This window comes from Acinetobacter lwoffii, from assembly GCF_019048525.1.
GTDB classification, from domain to species: Bacteria; Pseudomonadota; Gammaproteobacteria; order Pseudomonadales; family Moraxellaceae; genus Acinetobacter; species Acinetobacter lwoffii_K.
Window position 1 is genome coordinate 3,055,160 of the sequence record NZ_CP077369.1, and the last position, 13,458, is coordinate 3,068,617.

The following is a 13,458-nucleotide window of genomic DNA, read 5'->3' on the forward strand; positions in this document are numbered from 1 at the left end:
TTTTGATCATTTTTTCCCGATTTAAGTTTTGGAGTTTCCCCTATGTCATACCGCACTTTATCCCAGTTTTTACAACAACAAAGCGGGAATCTCACACCTGAACTTGCACAAGTTATTGAAACGATTGCAAACACTTGCAAAGACATTGATCAATTACTGCAAAAAGGTGCTTTAGCGGGTGTATTGGGAAGTGCACAGCATGAAAACGTTCAAGGCGAAGAGCAAAAGAAGCTGGATGTCATTTCTAATGACTATTTGATTGATGCCTTGCAGCAACATCCAAATGTGGGTGGTTTGGCCTCAGAAGAACTGGATGAATTCACCCCTGCACAAGAAAATGGTCAATTTCTGGTATTGTTCGATCCATTAGACGGTTCAAGCAATATCGACATCAATATGTGTGTTGGTACCATTTTTTCGATTCTTCCTGCAAAAAATGCCGTGACTCAGGCAGAAGACTTTATGCAAGCCGGTGTTCATCAGGTAGCTGCAGGTTATGTGCTTTATGGTCCATCGACCATGTTGGCATTGACCGTCGGCGCAGGCGTAGTGTTCTTTACCTATGACCCTGAGACTCAAGAATTCCTACTGACTTCTGAAGCAATTCAGGTAGCTGCAGATACTAAAGAATATGCGATCAATGCGTCGAATCAACGTCATTGGGAAGCACCAGTACAGCGTTATATCGATGAATTGTTAGCAGGCAAAACCGGTCCTCGTGAAAAAGACTTCAATATGCGTTGGGTTGCTTGTATGGTGGGCGACATTCACCGTATTCTTTGCCGTAGCGGTATCTTCATGTATCCATATGACCTTAAAGATCCGGCTAAAGCTGGCCGTCTGCGTTTAATGTATGAAGCTAACCCAATGAGCATGCTCATGGAACAGGCTGACGGTGCATCAACTACAGGTCGTGTGCGTATTCTTGAGATCGAACCGACAGATCTACATCAACGTGTGCCAGTGATCATTGGTTCTAAAAACGAAGTTGATCTTGTGACCAGCTACCACAACTAATTTTTATAGCGGTAGTCGATATTGAATCGGCTGCCGTGGATTATATCTCCCATGCCAACTTTTTTTCTTGATTCAAAAGACAATCCAAAGATTAAACACTTACGTGGTTTAATCGAACAAAATACTTATCGTAAAAAACAAGGTCAAACGGTTTTAGAAGGCACGCATCTGTCTCTTGCCTGGCTACATGAAAACCGTAAAATTGATTCGATTTTCACCACTGAACATGCACTTTCACATCCTGATTTCGAGAAAATTCTTGCAAAATACACAGGTATGGTCTTTGTTCTGAGCGAGTCTTTATACAAAGATTTAAGCACCTTAGGAACATCTTTAGCCTGTTTAACTGTGGTCACTCTACCGACAGCAAATTATGCATTGGATTTTAAAGCAGACACTTTGATTTTGGAAAATGTACAGGATCCGGGTAATGTAGGCACCCTGCTTCGCTCTGCTGCTGCTGCCGGTATTGAACAGATTGTATGTACCAAAGGGTCTGCATCGCTCTGGTCTCCACGCGTATTACGTGCCGGTATGGGTGCACATTTCACGCTGCAAACCTTTGAAAATATTGCGCTTGAACAAATTCTTGAGCAATTTCAAATCCCTGTCTATGTAACCAGCTCACACCGTGCTGAAAGCCTGTATTCAAAAGACTTACGTAAACCTTGCGTGTGGATTCTGGGTAATGAAGGCCAAGGCGTGTCTGATTATGCGATGCAACATGCTGAAGCCGTTAGCATTCCGCAACCTGGAGGTCAGGAATCACTGAATGTCGCAATTGCCGGTTCGATCTGTTTCTTTGAAATGGTACGTCAACGTATCTAATTAGGGATTTAGGTTACAGTGTTTTAATACGGCCCTGCCCGTGTATAAAATAGATTAAACTACAAAAATAATAAACTTAATTGTCAACCAAACCAGGATTCCCAACGTTATATGATTATGAACTTGGGAATAATGGTGGGTGTCCAATGACAGGATTTTCCATCTCTATGGATTTAGCACCAAAACAGTTGCAAACACACGATGTAAGTATTCTGAAGAGTACGGCTGAAGCACGTCTGAAGAATTTTATGCAGGATGTGACTGGGCGTGCCTTGGTGATGATGGAAAGTGCGACTCAAGGTCATCATGGTATTGCTATGGATCTGGTTCAGGAAGCTTTCATTTCCTTACACAAATCCTATGCAGAAAAAAGCACTGAAGAATGGTATCCCCTGTTTTATACCATTCTCAACAACAAGTTACAGGACTGGCGTCGTAAAGAGTCACGGCGTGGTCAAATGTTTTCATTTTTCAAAAAAGTCAGTCTCGATGATGACGAAATTGAATTTGATGATGTCGTCGATGAATCAACACCAACGCCGCTGGACTTTCTCGATCAGGCAGTCACTGCTGAAGAAATCCAGGAAGCGATTGCAAAATTGCCTGTGCGTCAGCAGCAGGCATTTATGCTCAGAGCCTGGGAAGGATTTGATACGCATACCACCGCACAAATTATGAACTGCACAGAAGGCAGTGTAAAAACCCATTATCACCGTGCTATCCAAGGCTTACGTGCCTCTTTAGCACATTTAAATCCATATCTGGGAGGGTCATCCGAATGAATCAAGATGATTTCTTAAAACAAGTAACTTCCAAACTTGATGGACTGGCACAACAACATAAAGACAAACCTGTTGTCATGCACCATGTTCTTGAAGAAATTCAGGATTCAAAACACTCACGCTTTGCATTTCTAAAAATGTCAGGTTTTGCTTTGGCAGCTGCGATTGCAGGCGTTGTGGTATTACCGAATCTTTCGGACCATAACGAACCGCAAACTCAAATGGTGTCAGTCCCAAAACTGTCTCCGCAAATGCTTGAAGATTTAGAAATGTTAATGGTTTTAGGTGAGGACAAAGTTCCACATGGCAGCTAAAAAATTGGTGATTGCTTTTTGTGCATTCAGTTTTCTGCAAACCAGCTTTGCAGGATTTGAACGTTTTTGGCTATTTTCCAAAGATGCGAATACCCAAGTAACTGATACTTGGGATAGTCTTTCTGATTCTGAACAATTGGCACTGATTAAACGTTACCAATCTCTAAAAGAAATCCCCGAACAACAACGTGTTAGCTTACAGCAGCGTATGGACTGGTTTACTCAACTCCCTAATGCGGAAAAACAAAGAATGCGTGAGACTTGGCAAATGATGAGCAGTCAGGAACGCAAAGAACTGGGCGCACGTATGCAAAAAGCGTCTCCTGAGCAACGCCTTGCCATTCGCGAAGAATACATTCTCAAATATCAGCAAGTGACTCAGCAGCCTAACTCGCATTAAAAATTTAATATAAAAAAGCCTCCATATGGAGGCTTTTTTGATGTTTCAATCATATTTTATTTTCTTAAGCGTCGATAACCTGCAAGCCCTAATAATCCTAGTAGCCCCCACATTCCAATTGCCCCACCACCACTTGAGGACGTATTCGTATTTTTAACTGTATTACGTAACAAGATTGTCGCTTTTTCTGACATTTTTTCATCAGCATCAAAAATCGCATAATCCATGCTGTAATTTGCCTGGCTTAAATTATTTTTTACACTAAATGTCAGCTGTCCACCATAACAGGTCTGATTTTGGTAGGTATCAGGACAGGCTCCTTGTCGCTCTGCCTTCAGTGAAACTCCCGCAGGCAGCTTAACAATATGAATCGGGATCTCTTTTCCATCTTTATCTTGATAAAAAGCCGACTTTCCTGATGGTAGAGGCCCATCCCCATCATCACTATCATTTTCAAGCGGATTTACCATCACTGTAAGATTATTCTCTGGACTAAGCCGATATTCATCATCTTTTGCAATTGGTGCAATGTTGTTAAAAGCTGCTCTTAAGAGGCCAGCACTGCTTACACCTGTAGCCTGGTCTTTAAGTGTATAACTACAGAACTCCATATCAACCGAACTGGTCTGCTTACCATCAGTGCGATACATCATGATCCGGTTTAAATCAGGTTTCCACTCACATTTAAGATTTGGATCATTGGGATTTCCTTCCACAGTGGTCGAATTACCAGTACCAATTAACTTACCAACACCTAAAGTTTTTACACTGACCTCATAATTTTCTGAATTTAAGGCTTTAATTTGAATCTTATCATTGGTTAGAGTTTCTTGAGGCATAGCCAAGATAAAAGGATTAATATAGATTGCACGATATTTCTGATATTGCTTGGTATATTTAAGCAAATCCTGATAACTTTTCAATTCTTCCTTTAAACCAGGAAGCTCATTTTCTGGAGTATTTTTATCAGCAATGATTTCTTCGAGATCATCTATATTCTCCTGATAAAAGTCATTGAGTTCTACCAAACTCTTATTTTGCAAGTCCGTAATATCGGCTGCAGTCAAACGTCGGATTTCAACTGAGCCGATCTCGCAAGTATTTTTTGCACTTGGATCAAATGTTAATGTGGATCCAATCACACGATCAATACCACGCTGGTCTTGTTCAATACAGCCACTCACTCCGATATCTACCAAATCCGTTGCGGTCTGATTATCACGCGGGTAATATAGCCCTAAATAGCGATTATCAATAGCAGGCTCAATATAATTTGTTAATAAACTGCTGATTATATTGTTAGAGACATCAAGATTATTTGAAGTAGTATCTTCGTCTAATTCTGGCAATACGCAACGTGATGGCCCAGTCGTTTGAATTGCATTTCGAATTGTAGAAAATTCAACACGTTGTGCCTTGGTCGGATTCCCCTGATTTAAGGCATATTCACAAGACAGGCCTTGGTTAAAGGCTAAAACATTGAAATTAAAATATCTAAAACCGGTATTGTCATAAAATAAAGTAGATTGGGCTGTATTTTCAACAATAGTATTACTTAATGCAGTTAAACTGGAGAATTTACTGAGGGGACGATTAACTTCATTCGTCATACGCACAATATGTCCTGTGGTACTTGCAGTATTCTTCGCAATAGTAGAGTTAACAATTTCTACTGTGGCATAGCCACAAAAATCAATAATACTGTTAGTAGTGTCTGAACCGTTTTTAACAATACTACTGGAATTAATTTTCACATTGGTTTGAGTTGTCCCTAAATTTCCCTGACAGTCCATCGCCAAAACACTACCATATGAACTCGCCTGATTTTTTTGAATCAAAGAATCCTGAATGACAATATTCCTTTCCGTATTCATTGCTACACTATAAATCGCCCCACCTTCTGCAGCTGCTCGGGAATTTACTATTTCACTGGTATTAATACTTAAAGGCCCAGCTACATAAAAAGTACCGCCATTACCTTTATCCAAGGTATTTATTGCTGCATAACCATCCTTTAAGATCAGATGATGAATTTCCAGACTGGATTGGCTGGCCATACTATTAAATAATCTGGTTTTCCCCTGGCCTGAAATAGTACTTTTTAAAGCCTCCCGGGTTGGATATAACAGCGTAATCGGACTACGACTAGCATAGTTAAGCGGAGTTTTCCCATAAATTTTGAGCGCTGACTCTACGATCAGCTCTTTATCTAATTTGTACTCGCCTGCTTCAAGCTGAATCACATCTGCAGCTGAACCATCCAATCGAAGCGTACGTCCTACATTACATCCGCCATAAGATTTATCCAGTTTTGCAGTTTTAATGGCTTCTCGCAAAGAACAGGCATTATTATTCTCGCCATCTTCATCAGCAAAAGTAGTTACATATATCGTTTTATCTTCGGCTGCCATCAAACTCATGGCAGATAAAATCATGGCCGCAAGCAGTCCTTTTTTATAATTTTTCATGATTTTTCCTTAATCTTTTAATCCACGGCGTAAACCTATTAATCCGAGTAAAATCAGTAGCCCACCACCACCCCATGAGCCGCCTGAAGTTTTGACTGCTTTGTCTTCCATTTCATTTTTTGGCTCCTGAACAATTTGAGTAGTAATAGTCAAATAAGGTTTACTTTTATTAAACCGTGTCGATGAGGTCACCACTTGTAGTTCGAAAATATCTGCTCCATGCCAGGTAGAATCCGGGGTATAAACGACATTGCCATGAATATCGATGATTGTTTTACCCTTGGAAGCTGTTTTGGTTTGTACCACTTTCAAACAGCCATCTTGCCAAGGCTCCCCCGTCGGATTCTGACCAACAATGGCATTACACTGTTCTTTTGGAATTAAATCACTATCTCCCAGATAAGATTCAATTGAAAACTTGGCAATTTCACCCTTTAACAGATCTTGTCCCACCAGACTGCCTGAGATTGGTATCGTGATTTCAACAGCACCACGATCACAAAACAGATTATCCATCAAACGGTTGATCCCGCGCTGATCTGCCGCTTCACATGCTACCGTTGGATTTGCTAAACTCAATCCTGTGCCTCTATTCACAATCGGTGATTCACTCACAAGGATATAGTTCAACAAAATTCGTGGGCGCATATAACCGAGAAATTGTCCTTTAGGAACGCTATATGGACAAAGTATGGCATTATTATTTTCTTGTAGGGTCTGACAAATACCTTCACTTTTATCTGAGGATTCAGCAAAAAGTCGTGTACCATTCCAGAACTGGTTCGGCGCGACGGCATCCCCTACACCACACGAGGCTGTCAGCAGATTATTTTGCGACACAGACTTATCACCAGTGATAATTTGGCAATCCTGTGTACCATTTCTTAAAATAATACTATTCGCTACATAAGCTCTTCCATACGGTGCATGGATATTTAAAGCAGTATTTTCATTGTCAACTATGGTGAGATTATTCAATCCCATCCCGTCCAGGACATTAATAAATACACCCTTATTTTTTAGTATCGTACTACTTAATACCTCCCCACTAATACCTTGATCTTTACTGGAGTCAGCAAACTGTCCCGCGCTATAAATATTGGTCGCGGAATTATCCAGTGTCTGATTATTTTTAAGTACACTTTGATAAATGAGGAAAGCAGGTAGCTCGCTATACAGGATCCCGCCTCGTTGGGCTTTATTATTTTCGATCAGACTATTTTTAATTTGTGCACGGCTTGTTAAGTTCTGACCAAACTTGCCAGCATTATAAATTGCCCCACCCAAGTTGGCAGCAGCATTAAATAGACGGTTATATTCTAGAATTAGCTGACCTTTATTATAAATTAGGCCACCTTGTTCAGCACAACTGGTTTTACCACAGCCTTCAAGATCCAGTTCTTTCAAATTTAACTGAACCAATGTATCTGTACTGTTGATCCGGAAAAGGTTATCAGTACCTTTCATTTGAATATGAGCATTATGCAAGCCTAATGCTTTTTCATCCGTACTGAATTCGCCATCACTTTCTGCGACCGCACGGATGGTAAGAGATTTTTTAATCGCGATATGCTGGTTCAACACATAGGTATTTTTTTCTTTTAAAATAATGGTACTGGATGAGTTCTCCCCACCACACCCCATAAAACCTGATTTAGCTAAGCCACGGTTAACATACTCAACAGCTTCTCGAAGTGAACAGTCCTTGTCATCTTTTTCAATATCTTCTGTAGTGGTTACAATAATATCTGCACTATACGACTGCCCCGCTATACATAGCAAAGCTATGCCTATGCTCTTCTTGAGCATAACCTTCTCCTTAATTTTTATTTCTTTCTTTTTCTTCTAAAGTTGCAGAATCCTTGCAACAGCGAATTATTTTGCCTTACTGTGTCATAGACTGAGTAATTACTCAAGAATTTTTATGATTTACCGATATTCGTCAATCAAGGCATATATCTGCCGCAAATTAGCATTGCTAACTTTTAACTTTTCCCCTTTAAGTAGTTGAATAATCTGCTCTAATCTTTGAAGCAGCACTGAAGTTTGATGTGGCCCATGGCTGAGTAAATAGTCAAAGATTTGAGGGTCTAAATGGATCCCACGACGAGCGAGTACCGAGGAAACCAGCGCATAGCGATCAGCATACAAACTGCCACTCGGAACACGGGTACTGACCGCCTGCGTGAGACGGGATTGTAAATCTGGCAATTCGAGTTTGAGTTCGATAGGTGCAAAACGTGACGAAAACACCAACTGCCCACCACCTTCATTATTATAATTAATCAAGTGAAATACTGCGCGTTGCCAATGGGGTACGCCACTAATCGCTTCGATATCATCAAGTGCTACCAGATCAAAACGATCTAGAGAAGTAATCGCCTCAGTCGGTGCATCTAAAAGCTCAAGCAAAGATACCTGAATTGCAGATTTACCTACTTCCAGATAAGAGTCACAGATGGCAGACAACAAATGACTTTTACCTGTACCGGCTCCCCCATAGACATAAAATTGGTTGATCAGGCCTGCATGTAATTGACGGACAGCATCAATGACATGCCCCCAACCCGGCCCTGAAAAATCACTGATTCGGGCATCGAGCTGAGGTTCTATATCTAACTGCAATTGACGCATATGATTTTGTGGCCTTATGAGTCTTTACGATGTGGATCGTGAATTTTACTTGAGTTCTCCTCTGCTTGCAGCGGTTTTTTCTGTGGCTTTTTCATTTCAATATCAACATCTAAGTCTGCTGTTTCAATATTGATTGAACCGGTAGAGGCATCTTGTATGATAACAGCCCGATCACCATAAAATGGCGTATGTTCATAATACTCACGGATATGCCGCAGCAGTACCACAATCACGGCTGCCACCGGTAAGGCAATCAGCATGCCCAAGAAACCGGCCAGTTGTGCACCTGCCAGAACTGCAAACACTACAGCTACAGGAGAAAGACCGATTTTATCACCTAGCAAGAACGGTTGCAGAATATAGCCTTCGACGGCCTGACCCACCATGAATACAATCCCCACCAGTACCAGCTGCCACCAGTCGATTCCAAATTGGAAAAAGGTTGCAATGACTGCGGCAATAATTCCAACCGCAAAACCAAGATACGGAATGATACTGCACAATCCGGCAATCATCCCGATGATCAAGCCAATCTCCAGGCCAATCAGTTGCAGTCCCACTGCATAAACCACGCCCAACAGAACCATGACCAGGAACTGACCTTTGACAAAGGCACCTAAGACACTATGACATTCACTCACAATATTTAAGGTTGTTTTTTCATAAGGACGGGGAATCAGGCGGCGTAAGCTGTCCAGCATACGATCCCAATCCAGCAAGAAATAAAAGGCAATAATCGGAATCAGGACAATCGTGCCACCAATCTGGATAAAGTTCAGACCAGATTGTGCCAGTTTCAGCAGCATTGCCTGAATACTGTCAGCACTATAATTGGTCTGGACATAGTCCATTACTACTGAGGAAATCTGGTCAGTATCGATCTCCATCGGAACCAGATTAAAGCTATCAGAAAGCCAAGGTAGGAACGTGTAATTGATCCAGTGAATCCCGGCCGGAATGCTATCACGCGCATACATCAGCTGCTGCCAGACTAGTGGCACCAGATACCACATCACCAATGTAACCACGATCCCAATCCCGATAAATACGATACTGATCGAGAGCCATCGAGCCAGCCCAATGCGGTGCAAAACATTAACCAAGGGGCTAAATAAATAAGCAATTAGAAAAGCTGCAACAAAAGGAACTACAACTGGTTTAAGCAGATATAAAACCCAAAGTATCAATGCTATACCAGCAAGTATAAGAATGCGCCGTAAAGTACGATCGACCATAGAATCTTGCCTTTTCTCTATTAATCATTCTAAAAATTAAAATATTTTAATAAAGATAGCATTTTAGGCCACAAATACCATAAGAGTTTTACATATTCAGGTTATAATCGCACCCGCGAATGCGGAGACTTCATTATGAGCAACTCAACTTCTACCCCAAACACTGGTTTAAGCTACAAAGATGCAGGTGTCGACATTGAGGCGGGCGACGCGTTAGTCGATCGTATCAAATCTGTCGCTAAGCGTACCTCACGTCCCGAAGTTATGGGCGGTCTAGGTGGCTTTGGTGCACTTTGTAAAATTCCTAAAGGTTATGAAGAACCTGTTCTCGTATCTGGCACAGATGGTGTTGGTACAAAATTACGTCTGGCACTGAATTTGAACCGTCATGACACAATTGGTCAAGACCTGGTTGCAATGTGCGTGAATGACCTTCTTGTCTGTGGTGCTGAGCCACTGTTCTTCCTTGATTATTATGCAACTGGTCACTTAAATGTTGATGTTGCTGCAAATGTAGTCACTGGTATTGGCGCTGGTTGTGAACTTGCTGGCTGTGCATTAGTTGGCGGTGAAACTGCTGAAATGCCAGGCATGTATGAAGGCGAAGATTACGATCTTGCAGGTTTCTGTGTCGGTGTTGTTGAGCAAAGCAAAATTATTGATGGCTCTAAAGTCAAAGCGGGTGACGTTTTAATTGGTGTAGCTTCTTCAGGTGCGCACTCAAACGGCTACTCACTGCTTCGTAAAATTTTAGACGTGAAAAACGTTGATCTAAATCAAATCGTGGATGGTCGCCCACTTGCAGATGCTGCAATGGAACCAACACGCATTTATGTGAAACCAATTCTTGAACTGTTAAAACACGTTGATGTGCATGCGATGGCACACATCACTGGTGGTGGTTTACCAGGCAACTTACCTCGCGTACTTCCAAACGGTGCTCAAGCGTTGGTAAATGAATCTTCTTGGGAATGGCCTGAGCTATTCAAGCTTCTACAACGTGAAGGCGGCGTAGAACAGTTTGAAATGTACCGTACTTTCAACTGTGGCGTCGGCATGGTGCTGGTTGTTGATGCAGCTGATGCAGACAAAACTGTTGAACTACTTAACCAGCTTGGCGAAAATGCATGGGCGATGGGTCAGATTCAAGACAATGCTGAATCAGTTGCAGGTGCAGACGAAAAAATTCGTGTGATCTTTGCGTAATTTCGCATGATTAAAATTGCTGTACTTGTTTCAGGTAGTGGATCAAATCTGCAAGCCTTGATTGATGCCAATCTTTCAGGGCAAATTGTGGGCGTAATTTCCAATAAACCTGAAGCCTTTGCTTTAACGCGTGCACAACAGGCAGACATTCAGACTGCAGTTATTGAACACAAGCAATATCCGAATCGTGAAGCTTTTGATGATGTCATGCATCAACAGCTTTCGGACTGGGATGTAGATCTGGTGGTACTTGCCGGCTTTATGCGAATTTTAAGTGAAAAGTTTGTGAAAGCCTGGGAAGGGAAAATGTTGAACATTCATCCTTCCCTATTGCCTCATTATAAAGGCATGCATACGCATCAACGTGTACTCAATACCGGTGATGTTCTGCATGGCTGTACAGTGCATTATGTTACGGCTGAGCTGGATGCAGGGCAAGCGCTTGCTCAAGGTGTTCTCAAGGTTTCTCACCACGATACGGTAGAAAGCTTGGCAACACGTGTGCATACCCTCGAACATGTGATCTATCCACAAGTTGTAGAATGGATTTGTAGCGGAACGATTCAACATACTGAAGATGGTGTGCTGTATCGAAATGAGAAAATGCAAGCGCCTGTTCAATTCTGCAAGTTTTAAAAAAGTTTAGAAATAAAAAACGCATCCTCGGATGCGTTTTTTTATTTCCAATACATTCGATGACTCAGGCAGACTGTTGCTGAATCAATTGCTTTACCAAGCTCGCGACTTGATCAGGTTGTTCCAATGGGAACATATGCCCGCCATCGACTACGGTAAAAGGAATACCAAACTTCTTTTGCACTTGCTGCGGGAACTTGCGGGCCAGAAATGGACCTTTCTCGGCAACGACCAGATGCACAGGAATTTTTGGTTTTACCTGAAGCAACCACCATAGCGACGGATTGGTTCTAAAGACTGCGACCTCATCCCTTTTAGGGATAGTGAGTTCTACTCCACCCCGGATAGGATCCTCCTGCAAGGCATGGTCAATATAAGCCTGGAAACAATCTGCATCAAAATCCTGATAAAAACCTTTAGGGCGCAACAATTCCGCTGCCTGTTCACGTGAATCCCAATAGTCACGACGGCGTTTGGACAGACCGGCCGGAGACATTTTATCCAAAGCTTTTAAGCGCAAAGTCTTGGCAATATGCAAGGCAAAGGCTTCTTTGCCCATAATCATCGGCGGGTCCAGCATGATCATTTGTGAAAATAGTTCCGGACGCTGCAAAGCCGCTTGCAGAGTTAACACGGACCCCAAAGAATGCCCCAGACCAATGACAGGTCGCCCATGTGACTGGCGCACAATACTGTCAATCACTTGCTGGGTCAGGCTTTTCCAGTGGTTATCAACCGGATAACGTTTATCCGGCCCCAAAAGCGGCACATAGATAATATCGTAATGATCTTGCAATCCATCAAACAGCTTTTGATAGACTTTGGATGGCACGCCATTGGCGTGCGCGAAATGAATCAATGGTTTCATTGCAGTGTCGTGCTATTTTCTGACTGAAGCTTCTGTGCAACCGAAGAAGCAATTCCATCCCCAATCGATGAACCCATACGACCCAAGACTGATTCAAATGGACTATATTCAATGGTGTAATTCAACGCTTTTTCAGTTTTCAGTTCACGTTTCAAAGTATTTAAGCTACCGATACGATCCGCAATTCCTAATTTCACCGCCTGATCACCGGTCCAGAACAAACCAGAGAAAATGGCAGGATCATTAGATTTCAATTTATTACCACGCCCCTGTTTCACTGCATTAATAAAGTGACCATGCACATTATCTAGCACACCCTGTACATGGGCTTTTTGTGCAGGATCAACAGGCTGAGTCATAGACAACAGAGCTTTATTTTCACCTGAAGTCATGGTGCGATCTTCAACGCCTAACTTTTGCAATAGATTAGTCACACCATAATTCGGCATGATTACCCCAATTGAACCAACCAGACTCGATGGATTGACAATAATTTCATCCGCGGCTGAAGCAATATAATAAGCACCTGAAGCCCCCGTATCGCCAATCACGGCATACAGTTTTTTCCCAGGATGCTGTTTTTTCAGATACTGAATTTCCTGCCAGATCTCATCCGACTGTACCGGTGAACCGCCAGGTGAGTTGATATTTAGTACCACTGCTTTGCTTTGTTTATTTTCAAAGGCTTTTTTCAATGATTTGATGGTATTGCTACTGTTGACACTCTGCTTGTCGGCTGCAATCGTACCCACAATATCCACGACTGCAATATGAGAACCCGCACCAGCACTAGCATCCGAAGAAACTGAACTACAGCTTTTGCCTAACGCCAGAATCACCACAAGCAGATAAGCAAAAGTCAGAAATTTAAAGAAAATCCCCCAACGGCGCGCACGGCGCTGTTCTTCAACAGAAGCTAAAACTGCTTTTTCCAGCAGTTTCCATTCCGGACCAGTCGGTTGAACTGGCTGTTGCGTATTTTGTATTTGATTTTCAGGTTTTGGTGGCCAATCGGACATAAATAATCCAATAAATTGATTTATATTGAATCCATTATATACACTGAATCG

Annotated in this window: 13 protein-coding genes; 7 read left to right on the forward strand and 6 right to left on the reverse strand. The window is 42.1% G+C overall.

The window, feature by feature from the left end; all coding sequences use genetic code 11:
- Positions 1–42: 42 nt before the first annotated feature.
- The 5 genes from I6L24_RS14405 (at position 43) to I6L24_RS14425 (ending at position 3,341) form a co-directional block, all read left to right on the forward strand.
- On the forward strand, positions 43–1,017 hold the full coding sequence (locus I6L24_RS14405) for a class 1 fructose-bisphosphatase (RefSeq protein ID WP_004731742.1): 975 nt from the start codon (positions 43–45) through the stop codon (positions 1,015–1,017).
- 51 nt (positions 1,018–1,068) lie between these two features.
- Positions 1,069–1,845 (forward strand): TrmH family RNA methyltransferase, encoded by a 777-nt coding sequence (locus I6L24_RS14410; RefSeq protein ID WP_148334625.1) that lies wholly within the window; start codon positions 1,069–1,071, stop codon positions 1,843–1,845.
- Between the two features lie 167 nt (positions 1,846–2,012).
- Complete coding sequence (locus I6L24_RS14415) at positions 2,013–2,627, forward strand: RNA polymerase sigma factor (protein WP_004645678.1); 615 nt, start codon at positions 2,013–2,015, stop codon at positions 2,625–2,627.
- Positions 2,624–2,941 carry a hypothetical protein gene (locus I6L24_RS14420; RefSeq protein ID WP_004645680.1) on the forward strand — a complete coding sequence of 106 codons (318 nt, stop codon included), beginning with the start codon at positions 2,624–2,626 and terminating at the stop codon, positions 2,939–2,941. The genes I6L24_RS14415 and I6L24_RS14420 overlap by 4 nt, the downstream gene beginning before the upstream one ends.
- The gene (locus I6L24_RS14425; protein ID WP_004645681.1) at positions 2,931–3,341 is read left to right on the forward strand and encodes a DUF3106 domain-containing protein; all 411 of its coding nucleotides are present in this window, start codon (positions 2,931–2,933) and stop codon (positions 3,339–3,341) included. The genes I6L24_RS14420 and I6L24_RS14425 overlap by 11 nt, the downstream gene beginning before the upstream one ends.
- A gap of 56 nt (positions 3,342–3,397) precedes the next feature.
- On the opposite strand, the gene I6L24_RS14430 is transcribed toward I6L24_RS14425, so the two are convergent.
- The 4 genes from I6L24_RS14430 to cxpE form a co-directional block, all read right to left on the reverse strand.
- Positions 3,398–5,809, reverse strand: coding sequence for a CSLREA domain-containing protein (locus tag I6L24_RS14430; protein WP_005247617.1), 2,412 nt, complete (start codon positions 5,807–5,809; stop codon positions 3,398–3,400).
- A 9-nt stretch (positions 5,810–5,818) separates the two neighbouring features.
- Positions 5,819–7,618, reverse strand: a complete 1,800-nt coding sequence (gene rbtA, locus I6L24_RS14435; RefSeq protein ID WP_216986224.1) for a rhombotarget A — start codon at positions 7,616–7,618, stop codon at positions 5,819–5,821.
- A 120-nt stretch (positions 7,619–7,738) separates the two neighbouring features.
- Entirely contained in the window at positions 7,739–8,443 is a 705-nt protein-coding gene (gene hda / locus I6L24_RS14440; RefSeq protein ID WP_216986225.1) for a DnaA regulatory inactivator Hda, read from the reverse strand.
- A 14-nt stretch (positions 8,444–8,457) separates the two neighbouring features.
- Entirely contained in the window at positions 8,458–9,678 is a 1,221-nt protein-coding gene (gene cxpE / locus I6L24_RS14445; RefSeq protein WP_005103863.1) for a chloramphenicol efflux transporter CxpE, read from the reverse strand.
- Between the two features lie 135 nt (positions 9,679–9,813).
- Here cxpE and purM point away from each other — a divergent pair, with 135 nt between their 5' ends.
- Complete coding sequence (purM, locus tag I6L24_RS14450) at positions 9,814–10,884, forward strand: phosphoribosylformylglycinamidine cyclo-ligase (protein ID WP_005103864.1); 1,071 nt, start codon at positions 9,814–9,816, stop codon at positions 10,882–10,884.
- Between the two features lie 6 nt (positions 10,885–10,890).
- A complete protein-coding gene (gene purN, locus I6L24_RS14455) occupies positions 10,891–11,520 on the forward strand; it encodes a phosphoribosylglycinamide formyltransferase (protein WP_005103865.1) in 630 nt (209 codons plus the stop codon).
- Between the two features lie 64 nt (positions 11,521–11,584).
- Here purN and I6L24_RS14460 read toward each other — a convergent pair whose 3' ends face one another.
- Together I6L24_RS14460 and sppA are read right to left on the reverse strand one after the other, a co-directional pair.
- Positions 11,585–12,388: an alpha/beta fold hydrolase gene (locus tag I6L24_RS14460; protein ID WP_148334296.1), complete on the reverse strand. Its 804-nt coding sequence runs from the start codon at positions 12,386–12,388 to the stop codon at positions 11,585–11,587.
- Positions 12,385–13,407: a signal peptide peptidase SppA gene (gene sppA, locus I6L24_RS14465; RefSeq protein ID WP_071850628.1), complete on the reverse strand. Its 1,023-nt coding sequence runs from the start codon at positions 13,405–13,407 to the stop codon at positions 12,385–12,387. The genes I6L24_RS14460 and sppA overlap by 4 nt, the downstream gene beginning before the upstream one ends.
- Between the last annotated feature and the right edge of the window lie 51 nt (positions 13,408–13,458).